The sequence below is a fragment of the Actinomadura sp. NTSP31 genome, from assembly GCF_041951385.1.
GTDB lineage: Bacteria > Actinomycetota > Actinomycetes > Streptosporangiales > Streptosporangiaceae > Spirillospora > Spirillospora napierensis.
The window spans coordinates 40,754-65,364 of sequence record NZ_JBGNUT010000020.1 but is presented as its reverse complement, the minus strand read 5'-3'; the positions used below and the strand labels follow the sequence as shown (position 1 = coordinate 65,364).

Genomic DNA, 24,611 nt, shown 5'->3' with positions numbered 1-24,611 from the left:
CTCGGCCGCATGGCCCGGCGAGGCTTGGCACATGATGAACGAGCAGGCGAGTACCGATGTCGGAGCCGATGGCCACGTCTCACAAGAGCTGGTGGACGCGTATCGCGAGTACGGTTTCGTCCGAGTCCGAGGCGTCCTCGATCCGTCCGGGATCGAGCGGTTCAGGACCGGCGCAGAAGCCTTCCTGGAGGCTCATCGCGCCGAGAGCCTGGAGACCCGCGGTGCCTTCAGCCAGCTGGTCAACGTGTGGCGGCGCGACCGGACATTGCGCGATCTCACCCTGGACCGGCGTCTCGGCAGGATCGCCGAGCAACTCGCCGGGTTCCCGCTGCGGCTGTGGCACGACCAGATGCTGGTCAAGGAACCGCACAGCGACACCGCCACGGAATTCCATCAGGACCGTCCGTACTGGCCGCACCGCGGCGACCGCCTTCCCCTCTCCGCGTGGATCGCGCTTGTCGACGTCCCGCCGGAACGGGGTTGCATGACGTTCCTGCCCGGCACCCAGCATCACTCCGGTCTCCGCCCGCAGGATCTGCACGATGCGGAGGATCTGTTCGCGGCGGATCCGGCGCTGCGGTGGGCGCCCCGCGTCACGCTCCCGCTGCGAGCCGGCGACTGCACCTTCCACAGCGGTTACACGGGGCACATGGCGCTGCCCAACCGGACGGGGACGGCCCGGCTCGCGCATGTCAACATCTACATGGACGCGGAGACCGCCTACAGCGGCGAAGCCCACCCCGTGACCGACGGCCTCGGCCTCACGTCGGGGGATCGGTTGGACGGCGAGATGTTCCCCCGTCCGTGGGCATGAGCAGGCGAACCGGCCCGAACAGTCCGGAGACCCGCTGACCGGGGAAGACGAAGTGGGTCGGGCTCACCTCGTCGAGGTGGGGCGCGAGCGTGCCGCAGACCAGGACCTCGATCTCGTTCGGGCCTTCCCGCAGTGCGTTGCCGAGATGGAAGCGGTAGGGGGCGCATATCCGCACGCCCGCGTGCACGCCATTGACCGTGACCTCGGCCGTGCCGCGTACCCGTCCGAGGTCGAGCGTCGCGCCGGCTGGGGCCGAGGACAGGTCGACGCGGCGACGATAACGGACCGCCCCGCTGTAGCCCGCCAGTCCTGTGTCCTCCCAGTCGCCCAGCTCGATCGTTCCGGGACCCACGGCGAACCGCACGGGCCCGGCGAGCGCGGCGCCGGCCTGGTGTCCGGGGATCGTCAGGATCCGCAGCTCCGCGGTCCTCCGGCCGGGCGCTTGGCGTGGGGTCCCGCCGGGGTCCGTCTGGGGAGGCAGCCGCATCTCCGGGCCCGGCTCCAGCCGCTCGCCGTCCAGGAGCACCTCCAGCAGTTCACCGTGCACCTCGACGGCCATCCGGGTCGCGCCCGGTGGCACGGTGACGCGCAGCCACTCGACGCGCGGGCCGATGTCCGGTGCCGCGAATCGCGCGGGCAGGACGTCGCCGGTCTCCGGGGCGTCGTCGAGCCAGGCCGCGCCGGGCAGCGGATGGGGGCGCCGCCGCAGGTGCAGCGAGGCGGGGTCGCCGTACTGGCGGCGGCTCGGCAGGACGGGCACCGGCTCGCCGTCGCGCGCGGCCGTCCACCCGGCGCCGGAGACCACCGCGCCGTCCACCATGACGGACGGGGGCGCGCCGCCCTCGGTGAGGACCAGCGTCACCTCCCCGCCGGTCACCTCGTAGCGGCCGACGCGGGGCACCTCGTGCTCGGCGTACGGGTCGAACCCGCCCTGGCGGCCGATCTCCTGACCGTCGACAAGGATCCGGCAGGGGGCCGCCGAGGCCACCTGGAGGACCGAACCGCTCGGGGGCATCGCGGCGCTGAGCGTGACCCGCGCGCCCGGCCTCCCCGGCCCGGCGACCGTGATCCACTCCGGGCGCCGGTAGCGGCCGGGATCGGTGACCACGGCGAGGTGGGCGCGCAGCCGCACCTCCTCGTCCAGGACGAACCGGACCTCGACGTCGTGCTCCCCGCCCGCGACGGGAGCCGTGGCGATCGCCAGATGCCCCCGGTCGTCCAGCGGAACCTCGGCCCCGTCGACCAGCAGCGTCTTGGCCGCCGGCGCGCCGACCGCCACGAAACCGCCGTCCGCCGGCACGGACACGCGGGAGCGGAACAGCACCGCCTCCCCGGCCGAGACGTCACCGAAGTCGAGGAACTCCTCCGGCACGTGCCCCTTGGGCCCGAGGAAGTCCCGATGCACGGCGTCCTTGCGGATGCCGCGCGAGTCGGAGTACACGGCGGGGCGCCACGAGCCCTCGGACTCCAGCGCCCAGACGCCGTGCGGGCCGAAGGTGGCGTGCGCCTCGGCCCAGACGGTCTCGCCCTCCACGCGGTGCCGGAGGCTCCAGCATTCCAGCGGGACGTCCCGGTCGGCGGGGCGGGCGAAGTCCCCCCAGGAGTTGTCGAGCGTGGGCACCGTCTCCATCGTCCAGGACATACCGAGATCCAGGCCCGTGCCCGTCGGCCGCTCTTCGGCCGGGACGGCCGCCGTACGGTCCGCGCCGTCCTCGCCGCCGGGGAAGATGAGCAGCGCGGCGGGCGCGTCGTCGAAGGGCACGACCACCTCGACCCACGTCTCGTCCACCGCCCGGACCTCCAGCGGCCGAGGCGGCCCTCCGAACGGGCCGGCCAGGAACGCCGGGCCGCGGACACCGCGCACCCGCAACCGCATGTCGCGCAGGTAGCGGTCCGGGTCGAAGTCGTAGGTCACGTCGAGCCAGCCGAGGTCGATGCCGCGCTCGCCGGGACGCTCGACCGACACGCGGCTGGCCATGGACGGGGCGGCGGTCACGAACACCACGGTGGCGCCGTCGACCTCGCGGACGAGGGCGGGGACCGGCGCGTCCACCCGGCGGTCGGCGGCGAGGACCGCCTCGATGCCGTCGGCGTCCGCCACGACCTCCGCCACGGCGCGGAGCTTCGCCACCGCCGCGTCGGCGTCCGGGTCGCCGACGCCGTGGCGCGGCGGCGGACCGACCGCGATGACGCGCCCGCCGGCCTCGGCGAACGCGACGAGCCTGCGCGCGGTCTCCCCTTCGAGGACGGTGCACGCGGGAAGGAGGACGGTGCCGTACGACTCGTCCGCGACCTCCAGCCGTCCTCGCGTGACGGCGGCCCGCTGAACGGAGTCGTCGTCCACGACGTCGGCGTCGATCCCGAGCCGGTCGAGCGCGCCGGGCGCCATCCGGAACCACGCCATGTCGCCGACGAGACTCCGGTAGACGTCCTGGGCGCGGACGGCGTCCGGGTCGACGCCGTCGAGGCGCGTCCCGGCCTGCGCGGTGGCGGTCGGGAACAGCACCGCCACGTCGCAGACGTGCTTCCCCAGCGACAGCGCGGCGCACAACCGGGTGACGGCGTCCGCGAACACCCGGTGGTGCCTCCAGTAGGGCTGCCGCCAGTCGGTGGACGGCGGCGCCCACTCCCACCAGCCCGCCTTGGTCGTGTAGTAGGCGGCGTGCGGGTTGTAGAGGGTGGAGCCCGAGCGCAGCCAGGGAAGCAGCCAGTCGAAGGTCTCCTCCAGCGTCCCGCCCCAGCCGCTGGAGTGGAACGCCTCGATCCAGGTGCGGTCCCGGCCGTACAGGTGCGCCAGTGAGGAGTGGATGCGGGCGTCGCCGTGGTGGTCCGAGCCGGGGGCGCCGAACCAGCGGTGTGTGCGCGCGTAGTCGGCGTAGATCTTGACACCGTCCACCGGGAGCCCGGCCCGCGCCGGATCCTGCTGGTCGCACCCGTGTAGCAGCCCGTGCGCCTGGTGCCACTCGGCGAGCGGCCGGAAGAACGCGTCCTCGGCCAGTTCCGCGCGGGTGAGGTGGTAGTCGCGGCGGATCCGGAAGGCGTCGGGTCCGCCCGCCCCGCTCCCCACAGCGCCCCGAGGTGCGGGGTCAGGTCGTAGCCCCGGCGCCGCGCGAACTCGTCGGCGAACGTCGGCGACCAGGTCGGCAGCGAGGGCAGCTCGTCCTGGAACGAGCCGACGATCACGTTGCCGAGCCGGTGGCCGAGCCGCCGCGCGAACTCGCCGTGCACGCGGTCGAACAGCACCTCGCACGCTTCGGCCGACAGGTAGTCGAAGCCCCGCACGCCCACCGTCCCGGACGGTTCCAGCCACTGCCCCGCGTAGGCGGGGACGTCCCGGACCAACCGGGCCTGGAGGTCGGCGCCGGAGAAGCCGAGCTGGTCGTAGAACCAGAGCGACACCCCCAGCTCGGCGGCGTCCTCGCACACCGCGTCCAGCAGGTCCCACCAGGCGTCGGAGAAGAACGGCGGGTCGTCGGCGTCCGAGCCGAACATCGGCCCCGACGGCGCCAGGTTCAGCACCACCAGGTTGTGGACGCCGCCCTCGGCGAACCGCTCGAGCTGGTCGCGGAGCCGGCGCCGGTCGAGCCGCTCGCCGCTCCACCACCAGATGGGCGCCGGGGAGTACGCGGGCGGCGGCGAGTCCAGGACCGCCAGCAGACCGGACGGGATCGCGGCCACGCTCACCCCTTCAGCCCGCTGGCGAAGCCCTTGATCACGTACCGTTGCAGCACCAGGAAGACCACGATGATCGGCAGCGCGGCGAGCACGAGGCCGGCGAAGACCAGCCCGTAGTCCGACACGTACTGCCCCACGAACGCGAAGATCCGCACCGGGACGGTCTCCCGCGCCGACCCGCCCAGGTAGAGCAGCGGCGTGAAGAAGTCGTTCCAGACGAACACGGCGTTGAGGATCAGCACCGTGCCGGTGATCGGCCGCAGCAGCGGGAACACCACCCGGGTGAACGCCTGGAGATGACCGGCGCCGTCGATCAGCGCGGCGTTGGCGTAGTCGCCCGGCAGCGCCCGGATGAACCCGGTGTAGAGGAAGATCGTGAACGGCAGCTGGATGCCGGTGTAGAAGATGATCATTCCCTGGTAGGTGCCGAGCAGCCCGGCCGAGTCGGCCAGCTTGAACAGCGGGATCATGCCGAGCTGGAACGGCAGCACGATGCCGAGCAGGAACAGCACGTACAGCACGAAGCCCATCCGCGTGGCGCAGCGGGCCAGGAAGTACGCGGCGAACGACCCGATGGCGATGAGCGCCACCAGGCTGACCACCGTGATCACCGTGCTGTTCAGCAGCGCCGACCCGAGCGAGGCCCGCGACCAGGCGTCGGAGAAGTTCGCGAACGTCGGCGACGTCGGCGGGGACAGCGGCGCCGAGGCGATCTGCTGCTTGTCCTTCAGCGACAGCGCGATCAGCGCGTACACCGGGAACAGGAACGCCAGCGCGACCACGATCATCAGCATTTCCAGCAGGAACGTGCGGAACCCGTACCGGAGGCTCATGCCGTCACCTCCCGGCTGCGCAGGTAGTAGATCTGGATCAGCGAGACAGCGGCGACGAACAGCGCCAGGACCAACGCGATCGCCGTGCTGTAGCCGTAGTTCCCGAACACGAACGCCTGCTTGTACAGGACGGTCGAGAGCGTCTCGCTGGAGTGGCCGGGGCCGCCGCTCGTCGCCGCGTAGACCTGGTCGAACAGCTTCAGCCCGCCGATGGTCGACAGCATGACGTTGATCGTGACCGCGGGGGCCAGCAGCGGCCAGGTCACGCTGCGGAACCGCTGGAACCGGCCGGCGCCGTCGATCATCGCGGCCTCGTGCAGCTCCGCGGGCACGCCCTCCAGCCCGGCCAGGAAGATGACCATCGAGTAGCCGGCGAACTGCCAGATCACCATCCCCGCCACCGACCACAGCGCGAGCGACGGGTCGCCCAGCCAGTCCTGGCGCAGCGACCCGAGGCCGAGCGCGCCGAGGATCCCGTTGAGCCCCGCCTCCGGTGCCGGGTTGTAGACGTACTTCCACAGGAACGCCACCATCACGGGGCTGACGACGGCGGGCGCGAAGAACACGACCCGCAGCACCACGCGCGACTTGATGCGGGTGTGCACCCCGAGCGCGAGCAGCAGCCCGATGCCGTTCTGGACGACGACGATCGCGACGGTCAGCAGCAGGGTGTTGACCAGCGATCCGCGGGTGGCGTCGTCCTGCAGCAGCCGCCGGAAATTGTCCACGCCGTTGAAGGAGCGGTCACCGATGCCGTTCCAGTCGGTGAAGGCGTAGACGACCCCGCTGGCGCTCGGATACAGCACGACCAGCACGTACACGAGCAGGGCGGGCGCCGCGAACCACCAGGGCGGCGTCAGGAAACCGCCGCGCCGCCGCCGGACGCGCCGCGGACGCCGGGCGCCGGCCGCCTCCGGGGCCGCGCCGGCGGCCGGCGCACCGGCCGCCGGAGCGGCCGGTGCGCGCTGAGGGGACGAGGTCACGGCTGCTTCTTCCGGTAGGTCTCGTCCAGCTTGGCCAGCCCCTTGGCGACCGTGGTCTTGCCGGCGAGCAGCTCCTGCACCATCGCGAAGTGAGCGGGCTGCACCTCGGCGTTGGGCCAGGCCTGGTCCATGAACGGGACGGCCTTGTTGCCGTCCATGTACGGCAGGAACGGCGTCAGCACCGGGTCGATCCGGGAGCTGGAGTCCCGGACGAGCGGGACGCACGCGACGGCCTCGGCCCAGCGGTTGATGTTCTCCTGCTGCCCGAGGAACTCGATGAACGCCTTGGCGGCGTCGCGGTTCTTGCTGCGGGCGCTGACGCCCAGCCCGACGACGACCCCGGCGGGGATCCACACCTGGGCGGCGTCGTCGGCGCCCGGCACCGGGAACATCGACAGGTCGTCGGCGCTCGGCGCGGCCTTGCGGAAGTCGGGCAGGACCGCGGACACCTGGATCGCCATGGCGGCCTTGCCGGTGGCGACCATGGACGTCTGCTGCTCGAACGTGGTGCCGTTGGGGTTGTCGTTGAAGAAGCCCCGCTTCTGCAGCTCCAGGTACATGTCGAGCGCCTGCACCCAGCCGGAGTTAGCGAACGACGCCGACCCCGCCTTCATCTGGCTGTCGAATTGCGGGTTCTTGGCGTACACGGTGGACGGCACGAGCGCGTAGGTGATCAGCTGCGTGACCCACTGGGTCTGCGCGCCGAGCGCGATCGGGATCTTGCCCTTCTTCTTGATCTTGTCGCAGACCTGGAGGAACTCGCTCCACGTCTTCGGCGGGGTCACCCCCGCCTCCTGGAAGACCTTCTTGTTGTAGATCGCGCCGATCACGCTGGATCCGGCCGAGTACAGGAACGTCCTGCCGTCCTTCTGGAAGGCCGGCTTCAGCCCCGCCGGGACCTTCTTCGTCCAGGCCTGGTCGCTCAGGTCGGCGAGCAGCCCGGCCTGCGCGATCTGCGCCATGCTCATCGCGCTGCCGTTGCCCGGGTAGACCACGTGCACGTCGGGGGCGTTGCCCGCGCCCAGCTGGGTGCGCAGCGAGGTCTCCACCTGGTCGGTGGGGGCGAACGAGGTGCTGAACTTCGCCTTGGTGTAGGCCTTGGTGAGCAGGTCGACCGGCTTCTGCTGGTCGGCCACGCCCACCAGGCGCAGGGTGCCGCCGGACCCGCCGGACGATCCCCCGCAGGCCGTGAGGGCCGCCGGCAGCGCGACCGCCGCGGCCGCTCCGCCCGAGAGCCGCAGGAAACCGCGGCGGCTGAGGGCCGCCCTGTCGAACGACGATGTCATCTGTCCTCCTCGCGTTCATGGCGCGGGCCGCCGAGGTGACGGCGGCCGGCCATGCCCGTCCCACGCGGGGACGGTGGTCAATGAAGTTCCGCGGTGAAGCGGTACTCCCCCGAAGCCGTCCGGCAGCGGAGCTCTCCCGGCTCCGCGCCGATGATGCGGACCCCGGCGGCCTCGGCCACCGGCACCCCGCCCTCCCGGACCCCGCCGGGATCGTCCGCGGGGATGTGGACGGTGGCGGTCGCGCCGGGCGGCACCGTCACCTGGAGGTGGAACGCGCCGTCCCGGCGGGACCAGCGGGTGGCGACGGTCCCGCGCACCGACTCGTACCTCGCGCCGGCCGAGGTGAGGTCGCCGGGCCTCGGCCGGACCAGCAGCTCGCGGTAGCCGACCGATCCGGGCGCCTGGTCGAGGCCGGCGACGCCGCGGTAGAGCCATTCGCCGATCGAGCCGAGGGCGTAGTGGTTGAAGGAGTTCATCGCCGCCGCCTGGAACCCCCGCTCGTCGGTGTAGCCGTCCCACCGCTCCCAGATGGTGGTCGCGCCGTGCCGCAGCGGGTGCAGCCATGACGGCGGTTCGGTGCGGCGCAGCAGCGCGTGCGCGAGGTCGGCGTGGCCGTGCGCGTCGAGGACGGGCGCGATCAGGCTCACCCCGAGGAAGCCGGTGGTCAGGCCCGGGCCGGCCTCCCGGACGAGCTCGACCAGGCGCCGCACCGCACCCGGCACGAGGTCCGCCGGGAGCAGTTCGAACGCCAGCGCCAGCAGGTAGGCGGTCTGGGTGTCGCCCCGGATCCCGCCGTCCGGGGTCACGAACCGCTCGGTGAAGGTCTTGCGGACGTGCTCGGCCAGCACGCCGTACCGCCCGGCGGTCTCCGCCTCGCCGACGACCTCGGCGGCCCGCGCCGTCAGCTCGGCGCTGTGGGCGAAGTAGGCGGTGGCGAGCACGTCCCGGGGCGTGGGCGCGGGCGCGAGCCAGTCGGCGAAGTGGGGGCCGACGCGGCGGGTCCACACCAGGTCGGGGTTGTGCCGGTGCACGTGGTCGACCCAGGCGCACATGGCGTCGAGGTTGCGTTCGAGGAAGCGCTCGTCCCCGTACACCCGGTAGAGATGCCAGGGCACGAGGACCCCCGCGTCGCCCCAGCCGGGAGCGCCGTCGTCGGCGACCCCCGCGAGCCTCGGCGCCACGTTGCCGAACGCGCCGTCCGGCGACTGCGCGCCCCGCACCTCGCGCAGCCAGCCGTCGAAGAACGCGGCGACGTCGGCGTTGAGGCACGCGGTGGGCAGGAAGACCTGCGCGTCGGCCAGCCAGCCGAGCCGCTCGTCGCGCTGCGGGCAGTCGGTCGGGACGCTGACGAAGTTGGAGCGCTGTCCCCAGCCGATGGCCTCGTGCAGGCGGTCGACGTCCGGGTCCGAGCACGTGAACTCGCCCGCCCAGGGGGTGTCGCTGTGCAGCACCACGCCGGTGATGTCGCCGGTTCCGAGCGTGCTCAGCCCGGTCACCTCGGCGTACCGGAAACCGTGGTAGGTGAAGCGGGGCTCGAAGACGGACTCGGCGGGCCCGGCCGCGATCAGCACGTCCGTGGCCGCGGCGGTGCGCAGGTTCGCCGTGTACAGCGCGCCGTCGTCGTCCAGGGTCTCGCCATGCCGGATGACGACCCGGTCGCCCCGGGACGCGCCGCGCACCGTCAACCGGACCCGGCCGGCGAAGTTCTGCCCGAAGTCGACCAGGAACCGGTCCGCGCCGACGCGGGTCACCGACCTCGGCGCCAACTCCCGGACGGCGCGGACCGGCTGCGCGACCGACGCGGTGAGGCGGCTCCGATCCGAACCGGTCACCCGGACGGGCCGCCACGGCCCGGCCCCCGGAACGTCCGCGCCGGCCCCTTCGTCGCCGGCGCCACCGCTCGGCAGGTCCCAGCCCGGCGTCTCGCGGCGGAGGTCATGGCACTCCCCCATGAGCAGGTCGGCGTACCGGATGGGCGAGCGGGCGCTCTGCCAGTCGCCGCCGGTCGCGACGACGTCGCTGGTCCCGTCGGCGTGGAAGAGGTGCAGCTCGGCCAGTAGCTGCGGGAACGTGCCGTAATGGGCGCCCGAGCGGCGCGGATCGAAACCGACGAATCCGCTCCACCAGCCGTCCGCGATCGTGACGGCGAGGACGTTCCCGCCCGTCCGCAGCAGGTCGGTCACGTCGTAGACCTGGTAGTCGATGCGGTCGCGGTAGTCCGTCCAGCCGGGGGCGAGTTCGGCGTCACCGGCGCGCACGCCGTTGACGCGCGCCTCGTAAAGGCCGCGGGCGGTGACGTACAACCGGGCGCGGACCGGGGCGGCGGGGACCGCGAACGCCCGGCGCAGCCGGACGGCCGGCTGGAGCCCGTGGTCGGTGAGGGCGAGCGCGCCCTCCTCGGGAGCGTCGACCACGTCGAGATCGGACGGGTCGTGGGCGATCCAGGCGGCCGTCCACGCCGCCGGGCCCATCATCCCCGTCTCGAACCAGGACTCCCGTTCGGCGGAGGCGCCGTCCTCGCCGGTGACCGTGACCGTCCAGCGATAGCGGGTGCGGGGCCGCAACCGGCGCCCCTGGTAGCGTGCGCCGACCGCCGCCGGGTCGGCCACGTCCCCGGTGTCCCAGACCTGCTCGCCGTCCTCCGCCCGTACGCGCACCCGGTACGCCGCGGGTGCGTCGCCGCGCCGGCCAGACGCCAGCCGCCACGACAGCAGCGGCGCGGCCTCGTCGATGCCCAGCGGCCGGACCCGGTGATCGCAGCGGAGGCCGTACGGCGCCACACCCTGGGACTCGGCCACTGACCCACTCCGATCACGATCTCAACAACAAAACTGTGAAGATAACGCCCAAAAATGTGAGCTTGAGCGTAAGAGGCCGCTGATCGGGGTGTCAAGATGTCGGCTGGGTCACTTCCGACGTCCTGCGGCGAACGCCGCCGCGGGGCGCCGTCGCACCCTCGAGTCGGCCCACTTTTACCGGACTGACCACACCACTCGTGGTCAAGACGCATGAGAAGACGCTCGGCGGCCGACCCGGACGACCCCAGGCCCCACGCGGGCTCACGGAACGTGAGATAAGAACAACCGAAAACGTTAACAAGCTCCGGGCCACGGTACGGCCGAGGCGGCGAGCAGCGCGCCGCTCAGGTCGCCGCTCAGGTCGCCCCTCAGGTCGCCGCCACCTCGTAGGCCGCCTTCTCCTCCGCGAGATCCCGCAAGGCCTCGGCGTCGGCACCGTCGTCGACGATGACACGGTCGAACGCCGACAGCGGCGCCACCCGATGCAGCGCCACCCGGTTGAGCTTGGAATGGTCGACGAGGAGCACGCTGCGCGCCGCGGCACGGAGCATGGCCCGCTTCACCGGCACGATGCGTTGCTCCTGGTGGTAGGCGAAACCACCGCCGACCGCGGAGGTGGACACGAAGCAAAGGTCCACGTTCAGCGCCTCGATCGCGTCGACGCACGAGACACCGAGGAAGGAGTCGTGCAGCGGATCATAGTCGCCGCCGAGCGCCATCAACCGGATCTCCTGCTCGCGGGCGAGCAGGTTGACCGCCTGCAGAAAGTTCGTGACGACCGTCAACGGGACGATGCCCACCAGCCGGCGGGCCAGCGCCAGCGCCGTGGTGGAGTCGTCCAGCATCACCGCCATCCCGGGCTCGACCAGCTCGGCGGCCCTCCCGGCGATGGCGTCCTTCGCGGTCCGCATCGAGTTCAGGCGGTAGGCCACACTGCTCTCGAACACCCCCGACGGCTGGGCGGTGACCCCGCCGCGATACTTGCGGACGATGCCCTGGCGGGCGAGTTCGTCCAGGTCACGGTGGATCGTCATGAGGCTGACGGCGAAACGCTCGGCCAGTTCCGCCGCGGTGACCGAGCCGACCGACAACACGACACCGGCGATGTCCTGCCGGCGCCGCTCCGGACCGCGCGGGCCCCCGCCGTCCTCGCTCATGGTCGATCCCCCCGTGGCCCGCACCGCGCGACCGGCTGCCGGCAGAGACGGGACGGCACCGAAGATAACAGCCTCAGCTGCGCTCTTAACAAGAAGTACCGGGGCGCCCGCACCCGCCCGCCGTCCAGTACGGGGACGGCAGCGACGGGTTCGCGGCGTGCTTTGCCCCGGGCACGGGCGTGTCAGGTGCCGGCGATCCAGCTTCCGTGCAACCCGAGCGGGATCCGGCTCGGCAGGTGGATCTGGGCGATCGGCTTGCCGGTGAAGTCCTGCGCCGCAAGGATCACCAGGTCGGAGGCGTTCCGCTCGGGATTGTGGACGTACGACAGGACGTAGCCGTCGTCCTCGGCGCGGGCGCCGGAACGCGGGACGAAGACCGCCTCACTCGCGCTCGCGTGCTTCGGGAACCGGTGGAACTGGGACCGTCCGGTGGCGAGGTCGTGCTTGACCAGGCCGTTGCTGAACGCCGAGTCGGGGGTCGAGCCGTGCCCGTAGGCCTTCAGGAAGTCGGCGGTCGCGGCGGTGTAGCCGTACCGGTGCCTGCGGCCGACCCGCGCGTCCGGAACCCGGGGGAACTCCTGCGGCCGGTCGTCGAGCAGGGTCCGGCGGACGCCGCCGCGGGCGCGGTCGATCGTCCAGCGCACCAGTGCGGGCGGCGCGCTGGTCGACAGCCGGTCGGCGCTGAACGGCGCGGGGAACTCCACGAAGTCGACCACGATGTCGCCGCCGTCGTCGTAGGAGTTGAGCGTGTGCGAGATGTAGGAGGGGGGCACGGTGATCCAGGTGACCGCTCCCCCGGCGCGCGGGAAGTATCCGACCCGGTTGGGGCGCTTGGTGTCCCAGACCCAGGGGATCTTCTGGCCGTGCTCCATGGCGTCCAGGTCGAACAGGATCGGCTGGTCGTAGAGGACGACGTATTTCTCGGTGAGGGCGAAGTCGTGCATCAGGAGCGTCCCGCCCATGGGGATCTTGCGGGCCGACCTCACCTCGCCGGCCGCGCTGATCACGACGTACTGGACGTAGTCGGTGCTCTCGTCGTAGCTCACCGAGTGCAGCTCGCCGGTGCCGGGATCGAGCTTGGTGTGGGCCGACATGGTTCCGGCCCATGTGCCGTTGAAGTCGCACGGTCCGACCGTGTAGAGCTCGTCGGTGAGTTCTTGCGGACGGGCGGTTCCCTCCTGTAGCGCGAGGGTCTTGCCGCGGAATCCGATCACGTTGATGTTCGAGGCGAAGTCGGTTTCGGCGGGGACTCCGCGTACCGGCTCGCCGAGTTTTTCGGCGGTCCCCTTCGCGCGGACCCAGCGGCTGCGGTACCACTCGGCCTTGCCGTCGCGGAGCTGGACGCCGTGGACCATCCCGTCGCCGACCAGCCAGTGGTGGGCGAGCGGGTCCTCCAGCCCGAGCACGTTGGGGCCGTTGCGCAGCAGGCGGCCGGTCAGGTCCTTGGGGACCGTGCCGGTGACCGTCAGGTCGAACTCGGTCACCTCGAACGGGACCGGCGCGAACTCGCCTTCGAGGAAGGGGTTTCCGCTGTCGCGTCTGCGCGGGGCGGGCTGGGCCGCCATGGCCGGCGCCACGCCGATCGCGGTGGCTCCGAGCGCCGTGCCGGCGGCGAGGCCGGCGGCCAGCGCGTGGCGGCGGGACATCTGCTGGGACATCGTTCACCTCCGAGAGGGACGAGACAAGACGTCTCGTTCCTGCGAACGCTAGGCCCAGGACGGCCCCCGGTCAAGACGAGCCGTCTCGTTCCCTATAGACTCACTGGTCATGGCCACCGAATCCGCGAACCCGCGCTACCGGAGCGAGCGCTCCCACAAGGCGATCCTCGATGCCGCGCTGAAGCTGTGCCTGGAGCAGGGTTTCGCCAGGACGAGCGTCGACGCGATCGCCAAGGAAGCCGGGGTGGGCAAGCAGACGATCTACCGGTGGTGGCCGTCCAAGGCCGCGGTGCTGGTCGAGGCGATCGACCGGCAGAGCGCATCGTCCGTCGAGTTCCCCGACACCGGCGACATCCACGCCGACCTGCGCGGCCAGATGGTCGCCGTCGCCGAGTACTTCCATACGACGCAGTCCTCGACCTACCGGGAGGTCATCGGTGCTGCGCAGTCCGACCCGGCGGCGGCGAAGGCCATCCTGGACACGCTGGTCAATCCCCGTGTCCAGAGCTGTCGGCGTCGGCTGGAACGGGCGCAGCAGCAGGGTCAGATCCGGGCCGACGTCGTGCTGGACGACGTCGTCGAACTCATCTACGCCCCGCTCTACTACCGCCTGCTGCTGGGGACCCGTCCGAACACGCCCAGGCAGGTCGAGGACATCCTGAACCTGGTGTTCGACGGCCTCCGCCCGCGAACCCCGAGCCCCCCGTCCGCCGACGACTGACAGTGATGACGCAGGCGTCCGATCCAGGGCAGCGCGTCACTGCCGGCCAACTCCCTGCGGAGGGAGGCCTCCACCTCGTCGTACACGGCCTTGAGGAATGGCACTCAAGGCCTCACCTCATCCGGCGGTGATGCCGGCGTCCTTGCACTTGGCCGCGTAGGCCCCCTTGCACAGGTCCGCGGCCTTGACGAAGTCGTCGTCGAGGACCTTCTTGACGTTGTCCTTGAAGATCCCGATCGGGATCAGCAGCACCGACGGCACGTCCCGCTTGCCCTGCGGGTCGTTCACGGTGGCACTCGTCTCGCCCTTCTGCCCCTTCAACAAGGAGATGGCGAGCTTGGAGGCGGCGTCCGCCTCCTGCTTGACGGGCTTGTAGACGGTCATGCACTGCGAGCCGTCCAGGATGTTCTGCAACCCCTGCAAGGTCGCGTCCTGGCCGGTGATGGCGACCTTTCCGCCCTGCCTGTTCTTCTTGACCACCGCCACCGCGGCGTTCCCGAGGTTGTCGTTGGCGGCCAGCACACCGTCGATCTTGCCGTGCTGCTCGGTGTACATCTGCTCGAAGATGGTCGCCGCCTTCTCCGGCTTCCAGTCCGGGACCGGCTGCTCGGCCACCTTCTTGTAGCTGGAGACCTTGTCCAGGATGTTGTGCGCGCCCTGGGCGAACAGCGTGGCGTTGTTGTCCGTCGGCGAGCCGTCCAGATAGGCGATGTTGGCCGCCTTGTCACCCAGGCACTTCTGCAGCCCCTTGCCCAGTTCCTCGCCGACCTTCACGTTGTCGAAGGAGACGTAGTAGTCGGACACTCCGCCCAGAGTCAGCCGGTCGTAGTCGATCGTCTTGACGCCCTGCGACTGGGCCTTGCGCTGCACCGCCGCCGCGGAGTTGGAATCGAGCCCGGTCACGAGCAGGACGCTGACCCCGCTCGTGAGCATCTGGTCGGCGATCGTCTGGAACCGCTGGGTCGAGCCTTCCGCGTTCTGGATGTCGTACTGGACACCCGCCGCCTTGAACGCCTGCTCCAGGTACGGCCGGTCGAAACTCTCCCACCGGGTGGACGAGGTCGTGTCGGGCAGGATCACGCCGACCTTGCCCTTCACCGCCGAACTCGACGAGCCTTTCGAGTCGTCGGATCCGTCCCCGCACGCGGAAAGGGTGAGCGCCGCGGCCGCCGTCAGAGCGGTCAGGCAGACGATCCCTTTGCGGAGAACGGTTTCTTTGGCGACCAGCGCCGATGTCTTCTTGCGCACGCCAACTCCAAGGGGGGTGGGAGACCAGGCCCCGCCTGGCCGCCGGCTTCGCTGAACTGTAGGAACGCCGGTTAATCAGCGTCAAGGACAAAAGAGACCACAAACGGCCATAGTTTGAACGGAATGCGGATAAACCCCATAGGGTCGCGGCCATGGACGACGCGCCCGGATCCCTCACCTCCCTGCGGTCGCGCAACCGGCTGCTGGTCATCGACGCCGTCCGGCGGCACGGCCGGATCAGCAGAGTGGACATCGCCCGGGCGACCGGACTGTCGCGGACCACCGTCTCCGGGCTGGTCACCGCCCTCCTGGACGAAGGCGTGCTGACCGAGTCGGCGGAGGGCTCGGTGCCGTCCGCGCCTCGCGGAGGCCGTCCCGCGACCCCGCTCACGCTGAACCCGGAGGGCGGCGGGCTGCTCGGCGTGCACCTGCGCCACACCGACATCCGCGTGCTCCTGGCCGACCTGTCCGGCGGCGTGCTCGGCGAGCGCTACCACGAGATCGACGTCGACCACCGGCCGGACGAGGCCCTGGACTTCATCGCCGGCACCGCGCTCGACCTGGTCGCCACCGTCGGGCGGGGCGCCGGGCGCATCTTCGGCATGGGCGTCGCGGTGTCGGCCCCCGTCCGGTCGCGGTCGCACACGCTCAGCCTGCCCTCCATGCTGTCCGACTGGACCGATGTCGACATCGCGGAACGCCTGAGGGAACGCATCGGACTGCCCGTCCACGTGGGCAACGACGCCAACCTGGGCGCCCTCGCCGAGTGGACCTTCGGCGCCGGGCATGGCGTCGACGACCTGATCTACGTCATGCTGTCCGACGGCGTGGGCGCCGGGCTGATCCTGGACGGCCGCCCCTACCAGGGCGCCACCGGGGCCGCGGGCGAGCTCGGCCACATCGCCGTGGTCGACGGAGGCTACGTCTGCCGCTGCGGGAACCGCGGCTGCCTGGAGACCGTCGTCGGGGCGCAGGCGCTCACCGCGGCGTTCACCCGCACCCGCGGCCCGGACACCACCATCGCCGATCTGGTGGCCCTGCTCGCCGCCGACGATCCGGGGGCGCGGCGGGTGGTCACTGATGCCGGTCACATGATCGGACGGGCGCTGGCGGACATCTGCGCGATGCTCGAACCGCAGATGGTGATCGTCGGCGGCGAGGTCGCCGCGGTCGGCCGCCCGCTGCTGGACGGGATCCGCGACGTGCTGCTCCACCGCCTGCCCTCGCCCCTCGACCAGGGCATCACCGTCACCGGCAGCCGCCTCGCCCACCGCGCCGAGGTGTTCGGCGCGATCGTCCTCGCGACCCGTCAGACGTCGGCCCACTTGCTGGACCCGCGCTTCGCCCGGGGACCCGGGAGCCCGTCCTCCAAGGAAGCGCCGGCCCGATGAACGGGCCAACGGTGCACGGCAGTCCGACCCGCGTCCGCGCAAACGGCCCGGCCCTCGGGCGCACGACCTGTCGGCGCCCGGCCGAAGAAGCTACGGTCCTTTGATGACCTGGTTGACCGATACCCGCAATTCCTACGACGCCGTCGCGGCCGACTACGCCGAGGAGACCCGCGACCTGCTCGACAGGCTGCTCCACGTCCGCGCGGGGGTCGTGCTGTTCGCCGACCTGGTCCGCGCGATCGGCGGCGGGCCCGTCGCCGACGTGGGCTGCGGGCCGGGGCACACCACCGCCCTGCTGCGGGAGTTGGGCGCGGACGCGTTCGGCATCGACCTGTCACCCGCGATGATCGCCATCGCCCGCCGCGAGCACCCCGGCGCGCGGTTCGAGGTCGGTTCGATGACCGACCTGGAGTTCGCCGACGACTCCCTCGCCGGTGTGCTCGCATGGTGGTCGCTGATCTACATCCCGGACGAGGCGGTACCGGGCGTGCTCGAAGAATTCCACCGGGTACTGCGGCCGGGTGGGGTGCTGGCCGTGGGATTCCACGTCGGTGACGAGTCAAAAATCGAGACGACCGGTGACGGCGACCAGCCCATCCAGACGTACGTCCACCACCGCCAACCGTCCCGCGTAGCCGACTGGCTCCGCGAGGCGGGCTTCACCGTGGAGGCCCAGCACCTGCTGGATCCGGACGAGCCGAAGCCGGGCGCGATCCTGTTCGCCCGCCGCCCCGCAGCGCCGCCTCGGTAAGCCTCCGACAGCGGGTGGCGGCGGCGCACTTCCGAGCGGTCCGTCGTCCGCACCCCAGAGCCTGTCCGCACGGGGCGGCGCTAAGCGAACCTGGTGCCAGGAGTGCGCGGGCGGAGGAGACCGGTCCGGTGAGTGTGAAGGAGAACGTGAAGCTGGCCCTCGTGCGCCAGTTCGGCCGACCGCGTGGGGCGGCCGGGAACATCGCGGGCTGGGTCATGGCGCATCGCAGTTCCAACGTCGAGCGCAATCGGTGGGTCGTCTCCCTGCTGGATGTTCAGCCGGGGCAGCGGATCCTCGAAGTCGGCTTCGGTCCGGGCGTGGCCCTCGCCGAGGCAGCGCGGCGGGTGGGGGCCGCCGGGCACGTCTACGGCATCGACCGCTCCGAGGTGATGCTCCGGCAGGCGTCCCGGCGCAATGCCGCCGCCGTCCAGGCCGGTCGGATCACGCTCGCTCAGGCATCGGTGGAGGCGCTGCCCGCCGGCTTCGAGGGGCCCTTCGACGCCATCTACGCGGTCAATTCCATGGGCGACGGTGGTCAACAAGGTCCTCGTCATCGAGGAGGGCGCCTACTTCAGCGACACGTCGAGCGCCGTCCTGTACTGGGAGGATGGGCGTCCAAGAATGTCTCGAGAAATGGCGACCGGACCTACGGACAACGTGCCGAGAACGCACCGTCGCGGGCAAGGCTCGACGGTGCGGACCATGCGCCACACGAAAGTGCGGACGATGGCGCGCGCCGGCGTCCGCCCCGGCCGTCGCCGCCGACCGGCCGCTACCGGGGGACGGAGCGCGCGCGGACGTGGACCCGTTCGCCCTGGTGGCCGAACAGGATGAGCACCTCGACCGGGGTGGAGTCGGCGCTGTCGAACCAGTGCGGCACGCGGGTGTCGAACTCGGCCGCCTCGCCCTCGGTCAGCACCATCTCCTCGTCGCCCAGGACCAGCCGGAGGCGGCCGCTGAGCACGTACATCCACTCGTAGCCCTCGTGGGCCTTCTGCTCGGGCGCGCGGCGCTGCGGCGGAATGATCACCTTGTGCGCCTGCACTCCCCCGGGCTGGCGGGTCAGCGGGATGAACGTCATGCCCTTGTGCCGCACCGGACGCAGGTTGACCCGCGGGTCGCCGGTCGGCGGCGCACCGATCAGCTCGTCGATCTGCACGCCGTACGCCTGCGCCAGCGGCAGCAGGAGCTCCAGCGTGGGACGGCGGCGGCCGGCCTCCAGCCGCGACAGCGTGGACACCGAGATCCCCGTCTCGGCCGCCACGTCGGCGAGGGTCGTCTCACGACGCTTGCGGATCGCGCGCAGCCGCGACCCGACCATGGCGAGGACCTCGTCCGTGTTTGCCATTCCCGCAAGTTTAGTGGCCTCTGCCGCCGGAGGGCCGGATCGTGGATGCCATGACGCGGTACTTCGTCGTCTCGGTGCAGGGCTCTTGATCGCCCCGCGGTCGTGTCCTCTCATGGTTGTCAAACCTAAGTTGACTCACCTTGACTGTCAACCTAAGGTTGACAGCATGAGCGAACCAGTGCGACTCGACGACCTGATCGACCGCGTGACCGCGGGTCACCCGGAGGGCGACTCGCTCGCGCACCTCGCCGACGCGATGGCCATGTCCGAACGGCTCGACGACGTCTCCGACCAACTCGTCGGGCATTTCGTGAACGCGGCGCGCGACGCGGGCGCGACCTGGGCCGAGATCGGCGGGACGATCGGAGTGACCAGGCAGGCAGCCCAGAAGCGGTTCGTCACCAAACCCGCGGACGTCGCCGCGCTCACGGGGGCCGGGCCCCAATGGACCCCCCGCGCGCGGGCGGTCCTGGACGCCTGCCAGGACGAGGCGCGCGCGGCCGGGCACGACTACGTGGGCACCGAGCACATCGTCCTGGCCCTGCTGAGCCAGCCGCAGGGCCTCGCCGCGAAGGCCATCGCCGAGAAGACCACGCCGGAACGGTTGCGCGAAGCGATGAGCGAGGTCTTCGGGCCGCGTTCCGACGACCTGCCGGCAGAGTTCCCCTACACCCCGCGAGGCACGAGGGCCATCGAACTGACCGCGCGGGAGGCACAACGGCTCGGCCACGGCTATGTCGGCACCGAGCACATCCTGCTCGGGGTCCTTGCCGAAGGGCATGGGGTCGGCGCCCAGGTCCTCCACCGTCTGGGCATCGACCAACGCGGCGTCGAGGAGTGGCTGGCCGCCCAATAACAATGGGCGCACGCCAAGAACACGGCGTCCGCGCGCGCCGCCTGAAATGCGGTAGGGCACGCCAGGAAGGATCGGGCGGCTGTCAGTCGTCGTCGAGGATGAAATCGGCTATCGCGGCGGCGACGGCTTCGGGTTGCTCATCGGGGATGAAGTGACCGGCGTCGGGCACGACGACTCCGGTGGTGTCGTGGGCCCATGGGCTGATGGAGGCCGCCATGTCCGGGATGGAGCCGTGGCTGCTGGAGATTCCGAGGATGGGCACGGTGAGGTGCTGCCGCTTGAGCGCCTCGTGATTCTTACGGGCCGACTCGGCGGCGTCTCGATAGTAGGCGAGGGAAGCGCGGAGACCACCGTCGACGGCGACGGCCGCTGCGTAGTGGTCGATCTCGGCGTCGTCGAACGTGTCGGGAGAGAGGGTCTTCATTTTCAGGAACCAGCCGACGTAGTCCCGTTCGCGGCCGGCGAGCAGCGTCTCGGGAAGGTCGGGCACAAGGTGGAACGCGAAATGCCAGGTCTTCCACGCCCGATCCGGGTCGGTGGGAATCGCTTCCGGAAGGGTGACGCCGGGGATCCCGGCGTCCAGCAGAGCGACCCCGCGCAGTCGGCTCTCGAATTGAAGTGCTAGAGAGAAGGCGACCCAGGCGCCGATGTCGTGGGCGACCAGCCAGTAAGTCGACACTCCGAGAGCCTTCACGGCGGCGTGGACGTGCGCGGCCACCGTGTGCGTGTCGTAACTGCGCTCCGGACGCTCGGAGTGGCCCTGGCCCGGCAGGTCGATCGCGATGACGTGGAACCGGCCGGCGAGGCTGGGCATCACCTTTCGCCAAGCCCACCAGGTCTGCGGGAATCCGGCGAGCAGGACAACAGCCGGACCGGTCGGCCGGCCGCCCTCGACAGCATGAAGGCGGACGCCGTCCGCGTCGACCCAGCGGTGATTGAATCCCGCCAGGTCGTGCAGGGGCAGGTCGCGGACAGGGTTACTTTCGCGAACGTGCCGAGCGCTGGTCACGGGGACCCTCCATCGGTGTCAGGTGTGCTGGTTCAGTGCTTCGGCAGAGGCTGGGCCCACGAGCGAACCCGGCTCGCGCCGGAGGAGTGCCGGTCGGCAAATGCGGGGCTACCCCGCCAAGACCATGCTCGGAGGCTAACACATCTTGAACTGGTTAGTTCAAGATAGGATGGTGCGCAGTGCGGCCCGAGACATCGACACACCGGCTAGGAAGTGCCACGTGGCAGGCAGGAAGCAGTTCGACATGGACACGGCGCTCGACGCCGCGATGATCCAGTTCTGGCGCGCCGGCTACGCCGACACCTCACTGGACGATCTGTCCCGGGCGACCGGCCTGAACCGCAGCTCCATCTACTCCTCGCTCGGCGACAAGGACACGCTCTTCCTGCGCTGCCTGGATCGCTACGCCGCGCGCTACGGCGGCAAGTACGACGCCGCCCTGTCGCGTGCAGCCTCGGAGCCTCTTACGGCCGTTCGTGCGTTCTTCGACGTCACCCTCGATCGCATCGCCGATCCGGAACTTCCGGATGGATGCCTGGTTGCCCAGTCGGCCATGGCAATCCCGGTGCTCAGCCCGAGCGTCGCGGCGCACGCGAAGGAGGCGCTGGGCTTCCAGCGCTCGCGTCTACGCGCCGCACTGAAGGCCGGCCGGTTGACCGACCAGGACGCCGAGGCCTTCGCCGAACACGTGGCGGCCGTGAACCAGTCTCTCGCCGTCATGAGCAGGGCCGGAGCGAGCCCGGCGCAGCTCCTGACCATTGTGGGCGTAACCGTCGACGCGCTCTCGCAGGCGTTGCGCACACGCGACTAGCACCCAGGGCAATCCGTCGTTCACGGTCCTGCCGACTTGATCGAACATGCTTGTGATACCTCGGCAGCCGATATATCGTCGCCCGTATGGTGAAACGAAGCACGGTGATGAGCGAGCCCACGTACTTCGTGCTGGCCGCGCTGCTGGACGGGCCCGTGCACGGCTACGGGATCATCAAGAGGGCGCAGGAGCAGTCGGGCGGGCGGGTCCGGCTGGCCGTCGGCACCCTCTACGGAGCTCTGGACCGCCTGGCGGGCGACGGGCTGATCGTCGTCGACCGCGAGGAGACCGTCCAGGGCCGTCCGCGTCGTTACTACCGGCTGACCGAAGACGGGCGCCTGGCGGTCACCCGCGAGGCTCTGCGGTTGGAGCAGGCCGCCCGGGTCGTCACGGGCCGCGCCTCCCTGCTGACGGGGGACGCCGGAGCATGAGCGGAGCATTCACCGAAGCCTGGTATCGGCTGTTCCTGCGGGCGTTCCCGCCCGCTTGCCGCGTCGAGTACGAGGCTGAGATCGTCGGCACATTGCTGAACGACACCTCACGCCGCGGCCCCTCTCTCCGGGAGACGGCCGGGCTGCTCACCGCGGGCTTCGCCGCCCGGACCCGTGCAGCCACCAACGTGCCCTGGTGGGCGGACGGGCTGCACCTCGGCTTACTGACGCTGGCCTCGGCGAATCTGGCCTACGGCATCGCCGACCATTCGTCTCTCTGGTGGCTGGCCGTTTCGGCCGTGCTGGTAGTGGCGTTGCTGCGCGGCCGGGCGCTGGTGGCCCTGCCCTTCGCCCTGGCGGTGGCGCTCTCGACCGGCCGGGCCATGCTGCTGGGAACCCAGGCGACATCCTCGCCGTCGCAGATCCTCGGACCGGCCTACCACAACTGGGTCTCCCTGGCCCCCTACGGTGTGCTGGCGATCGGGGCCGTGGCACTCGCGACCGGTCGACCGGCCAGGTCGCGGCGTCTGCGTGCGCGGCCGTTGTGGTGGCTTGTGATCCCCGCAGCCTCCTTGACGCTCACCTACATGCCCGGGAACCAGGAGTACGGCGAGACCTGGCAACTGGTCAGGGCCGGCACCGAGGCCGTCCTCCTGCTCGCCGGGGTGCTGGCCACCGCGACCGCGCGCAGCCCGCGCTGGGCACTGGCGGCGGCGATCTACGTCCTGCCCGGCGTGACCTCCCCACTGATCAACCCGCCGTCGAACGCACAGGACATCGGCTACTGGTCGTCCCTCACCGGGCTCCTGCTGGCCATGGCCGCAACAGCATGGCGACCCCAGCCCCTCCTCGAACGTCGCCATCCGCGATAGCCGAACCATCGAGACGGAACTCATCGACATCCCGGAGTTAGCACGAGCCGCCAACGCCGCCCCAAACCGTCCTGAACCCTCCGTCAGGCGTTGGACGGGTCGGGGCGGCGGTGCTGTACTCCCCATGCTTCGGCGTCCGCGTAGGCGGCTCGGCTTGACTCCCCGAGCATGGGGGTGGCCTCGAATATCTTCACCGGACCCGACAGGTCGACGCGTCCTGTCCGATGCAGACGCTGGGCCATGTCGTGGTCGAGGCCGCTGAGGTAGAGCCGTCCGCCGATTCTGGCCAGGCTCTCGGCATAGTCGGCGATGACGAGGAAGAAGGTGGCCCCGAGCGAGGTACGGCCCCTCAACCGCAGGATGACGACCGGGGAGTCGGTTCCCGCCGGTTCGGGGAGGCGTGCCCGCAGGGTGCGGACTCCGGCATAGAAGAGGCTGCCGTACACGTTCAGCATGGTCACCTTGTGGCCGGTCAGCGACTTCGGCGCGGGACGTTCGCGCCATGCCCGGTCCCCGTCGGGCACCAGCTCCACCACCTTCAGGTCGATGGCCTCCTGGTTGAGTTGCATGAGCAGCGAGAGCGCCACTCCAACGCCGACGGCCACCGCTACCGGCAAGAACAGGGTGGCGGTGAACGTGGCGGTGACCGCGATCTGGGACGTGGGGCCGGTGCGCAAGATCGTGATCACCTCGGCGGGCCGCAGAGCGCCGAAGGCGGCGAAGACGAGCACCGCCGCGAGCGTCGGCATGGCGACCTTTCCCACCACTCCGGACAACGCTACGAGGATCAGCAGCATCCAGATCCCGCACCACATGGGCCCCCACCTGCTACGGGCGCCGTTCGCGACGCACAGCGCGGTCTGCCCCACCGAGCCGCCGACGGGCTGGCCGCGAAAGAGGCCGGCCGCCACGTTGCCCACGCCCTGGGCGATGAAGTCCCGGTTGGTGTCGGAGGGCGTTCCGTCCTTGCTGGAGACGGACTCGGCGACGCCGGCCCCCTGGACGAGCACGATCACCGCGATCGCCAGCGCCCCGCCCACCAGGTTCAACGAGAGGGGGGCGAGTTCCGGAAGGTGCGGCGAGGGGAGGCCGCCGGGGATGGCGCCGACGTCCTCGACCTGGGCGACGCCGCCGGCTCCGGCCAGCATGACCACCGCCGTCGGGACCGCCAGCGCCAGCATGGTGCCGGCGATCGCCCAACGCGTCCTTTTGAGCCCGGCCAGGATGGCCAGGGCGGTCAGTCCGGTGAGCAGGGAGGCGAGATCGATGCCCGCCGGGTCGGTCACCACCGCGAAGGCCTTCGCCAGGGACGTGGATCCTCGAGCGGACGAACCGGTGAGGTCGGGGAGCTGGCCGCAGATGATGTTCACCGCGATCCCGGTCAGGAAGCCGATCATCACCGAATGCGAAACGAACCGGATGTACCGCCCGAGTCGCAGCACGCCCGCGGTGATGGTCACGGCCCCCACGAGCACCGTGAGCAGGAGCAGCGCCGCCGGCCTCTCAGCCGGATCGGTGTCTTGCAAGGTCGAGCCCGCCGCCAGCGCGGCGGCACTGGTGGTGTTGATGACCATCAGCCGGGTGCTGGTGGACATGCCGCCGAAGAGCGGCCCCGCGAAGTTCGCGAAGAGGCCGTGTGCCGGGCTCACCCCTACCAGGACCGACGTGGCCATCCCTTCGGGCACGCCGCTGACCGCGCCCGGCACCCCTGCCGACGCGTCCGCGCGCACATTGCGCCATTCGGGTCGCACTGAGCGAAGCCGCCTGCCGGCCGAGCCGAGCGCGCGGCCCATCATCGTGTCGCGTGTAGCCATCTCGGAAACCGCCAAGGGATGTGGCCCAACGCAACCGAACCAGTCCGACCGTGACGCTGGGTGAGTCGCCGGGGGGTGGCCACCACCGTCGCGGATCGAGGAGCAGGAACCATCACCCACCCGGGGTGAGGGACCAGGGGGACTCCACCGGCAAC

19 protein-coding genes and 1 pseudogene are annotated in these 24,611 nt (G+C 70.9%); 9 read left to right on the top strand and 11 right to left on the bottom strand.

From position 1 onward, the window contains the following. Nucleotides 1-31 precede the first annotated feature (31 nt). On the top strand, nucleotides 32-814 hold the full coding sequence (locus ACA514_RS30125) for a phytanoyl-CoA dioxygenase family protein (protein ID WP_375044640.1): 783 nt from the start codon (nucleotides 32-34) through the stop codon (nucleotides 812-814). On the opposite strand, the gene ACA514_RS30120 is transcribed toward ACA514_RS30125, so the two are convergent. From ACA514_RS30120 to ACA514_RS30090, 7 genes are all read right to left on the bottom strand, one after another. Then, nucleotides 762-3,881 (bottom strand): hypothetical protein, encoded by a 3,120-nt coding sequence (locus ACA514_RS30120; RefSeq protein ID WP_375044639.1) that lies wholly within the window; start codon nucleotides 3,879-3,881, stop codon nucleotides 762-764. The genes ACA514_RS30125 and ACA514_RS30120 overlap by 53 nt on opposite strands. Before the next feature lie 613 nt (nucleotides 3,882-4,494). Beyond that, complete coding sequence (locus tag ACA514_RS30115) at nucleotides 4,495-5,322, bottom strand: carbohydrate ABC transporter permease (RefSeq protein WP_375044638.1); 828 nt, start codon at nucleotides 5,320-5,322, stop codon at nucleotides 4,495-4,497. Continuing rightward, nucleotides 5,319-6,305: a carbohydrate ABC transporter permease gene (locus ACA514_RS30110; protein ID WP_375044637.1), complete on the bottom strand. Its 987-nt coding sequence runs from the start codon at nucleotides 6,303-6,305 to the stop codon at nucleotides 5,319-5,321. The genes ACA514_RS30115 and ACA514_RS30110 overlap by 4 nt, the downstream gene beginning before the upstream one ends. Next, the gene (locus ACA514_RS30105) at nucleotides 6,302-7,591 is read right to left on the bottom strand and encodes an ABC transporter substrate-binding protein (RefSeq protein WP_375044636.1); all 1,290 of its coding nucleotides are present in this window, start codon (nucleotides 7,589-7,591) and stop codon (nucleotides 6,302-6,304) included. The genes ACA514_RS30110 and ACA514_RS30105 overlap by 4 nt, the downstream gene beginning before the upstream one ends. 77 nt (nucleotides 7,592-7,668) lie before the next feature. After that, nucleotides 7,669-10,389: a family 78 glycoside hydrolase catalytic domain gene (locus tag ACA514_RS30100; protein WP_375044635.1), complete on the bottom strand. Its 2,721-nt coding sequence runs from the start codon at nucleotides 10,387-10,389 to the stop codon at nucleotides 7,669-7,671. A gap of 368 nt (nucleotides 10,390-10,757) precedes the next feature. Further along, nucleotides 10,758-11,546 carry a DeoR/GlpR family DNA-binding transcription regulator gene (locus ACA514_RS30095; protein WP_375044634.1) on the bottom strand — a complete coding sequence of 263 codons (789 nt, stop codon included), beginning with the start codon at nucleotides 11,544-11,546 and terminating at the stop codon, nucleotides 10,758-10,760. 182 nt (nucleotides 11,547-11,728) lie between these two features. Next, nucleotides 11,729-13,204: a carotenoid oxygenase family protein gene (locus tag ACA514_RS30090; protein WP_375044633.1), complete on the bottom strand. Its 1,476-nt coding sequence runs from the start codon at nucleotides 13,202-13,204 to the stop codon at nucleotides 11,729-11,731. A gap of 109 nt (nucleotides 13,205-13,313) precedes the next feature. Here ACA514_RS30090 and ACA514_RS30085 point away from each other — a divergent pair, with 109 nt between their 5' ends. Continuing rightward, entirely contained in the window at nucleotides 13,314-13,925 is a 612-nt protein-coding gene (locus ACA514_RS30085) for a TetR/AcrR family transcriptional regulator (RefSeq protein ID WP_375044632.1), read from the top strand. A gap of 117 nt (nucleotides 13,926-14,042) precedes the next feature. Here ACA514_RS30085 and ACA514_RS30080 read toward each other — a convergent pair whose 3' ends face one another. Continuing rightward, entirely contained in the window at nucleotides 14,043-15,173 is a 1,131-nt protein-coding gene (locus ACA514_RS30080; RefSeq protein ID WP_375044631.1) for a sugar ABC transporter substrate-binding protein, read from the bottom strand. A gap of 152 nt (nucleotides 15,174-15,325) precedes the next feature. Between ACA514_RS30080 and ACA514_RS30075 the strand changes: the two genes are divergently transcribed. The 3 genes and pseudogenes from ACA514_RS30075 to ACA514_RS30065 form a co-directional block, all read left to right on the top strand. Beyond that, nucleotides 15,326-16,564, top strand: coding sequence for an ROK family transcriptional regulator (locus ACA514_RS30075; RefSeq protein ID WP_375044630.1), 1,239 nt, complete (start codon nucleotides 15,326-15,328; stop codon nucleotides 16,562-16,564). Between the two features lie 103 nt (nucleotides 16,565-16,667). Next, nucleotides 16,668-17,315 carry a class I SAM-dependent methyltransferase gene (locus tag ACA514_RS30070; RefSeq protein ID WP_375044629.1) on the top strand — a complete coding sequence of 216 codons (648 nt, stop codon included), beginning with the start codon at nucleotides 16,668-16,670 and terminating at the stop codon, nucleotides 17,313-17,315. A 215-nt stretch (nucleotides 17,316-17,530) separates the two neighbouring features. Next, a pseudogene (locus tag ACA514_RS30065) lies at nucleotides 17,531-17,824 on the top strand (SAM-dependent methyltransferase); the annotation flags it as partial. 263 nt (nucleotides 17,825-18,087) lie between these two features. On the opposite strand, the gene ACA514_RS30060 reads toward ACA514_RS30065, so the two are convergent. Next, nucleotides 18,088-18,663: a helix-turn-helix domain-containing protein gene (locus ACA514_RS30060; protein WP_375044628.1), complete on the bottom strand. Its 576-nt coding sequence runs from the start codon at nucleotides 18,661-18,663 to the stop codon at nucleotides 18,088-18,090. Nucleotides 18,664-18,829: 166 nt separating this feature from the next. Here ACA514_RS30060 and ACA514_RS30055 point away from each other — a divergent pair, with 166 nt between their 5' ends. Then, a complete protein-coding gene (locus ACA514_RS30055) occupies nucleotides 18,830-19,519 on the top strand; it encodes a Clp protease N-terminal domain-containing protein (protein ID WP_375044627.1) in 690 nt (229 codons plus the stop codon). Between the two features lie 82 nt (nucleotides 19,520-19,601). On the opposite strand, the gene ACA514_RS30050 is transcribed toward ACA514_RS30055, so the two are convergent. Then, nucleotides 19,602-20,528 carry an alpha/beta fold hydrolase gene (locus ACA514_RS30050; RefSeq protein ID WP_375044626.1) on the bottom strand — a complete coding sequence of 309 codons (927 nt, stop codon included), beginning with the start codon at nucleotides 20,526-20,528 and terminating at the stop codon, nucleotides 19,602-19,604. A gap of 220 nt (nucleotides 20,529-20,748) precedes the next feature. Here ACA514_RS30050 and ACA514_RS30045 point away from each other — a divergent pair, with 220 nt between their 5' ends. The 3 genes from ACA514_RS30045 (at nucleotide 20,749) to ACA514_RS30035 (ending at nucleotide 22,642) form a co-directional block, all read left to right on the top strand. After that, nucleotides 20,749-21,339 (top strand): TetR/AcrR family transcriptional regulator, encoded by a 591-nt coding sequence (locus ACA514_RS30045; RefSeq protein ID WP_375044625.1) that lies wholly within the window; start codon nucleotides 20,749-20,751, stop codon nucleotides 21,337-21,339. A gap of 86 nt (nucleotides 21,340-21,425) precedes the next feature. After that, nucleotides 21,426-21,770, top strand: a complete 345-nt coding sequence (locus tag ACA514_RS30040; RefSeq protein WP_375044624.1) for a PadR family transcriptional regulator — start codon at nucleotides 21,426-21,428, stop codon at nucleotides 21,768-21,770. After that, entirely contained in the window at nucleotides 21,767-22,642 is an 876-nt protein-coding gene (locus ACA514_RS30035; RefSeq protein ID WP_375044623.1) for a hypothetical protein, read from the top strand. The genes ACA514_RS30040 and ACA514_RS30035 overlap by 4 nt, the downstream gene beginning before the upstream one ends. An 83-nt stretch (nucleotides 22,643-22,725) precedes the next feature. Here ACA514_RS30035 and ACA514_RS30030 read toward each other — a convergent pair whose 3' ends face one another. Beyond that, nucleotides 22,726-24,435, bottom strand: a complete 1,710-nt coding sequence (locus ACA514_RS30030; RefSeq protein ID WP_375044715.1) for a SulP family inorganic anion transporter — start codon at nucleotides 24,433-24,435, stop codon at nucleotides 22,726-22,728. Nucleotides 24,436-24,611: the final 176 nt, after the last annotated feature.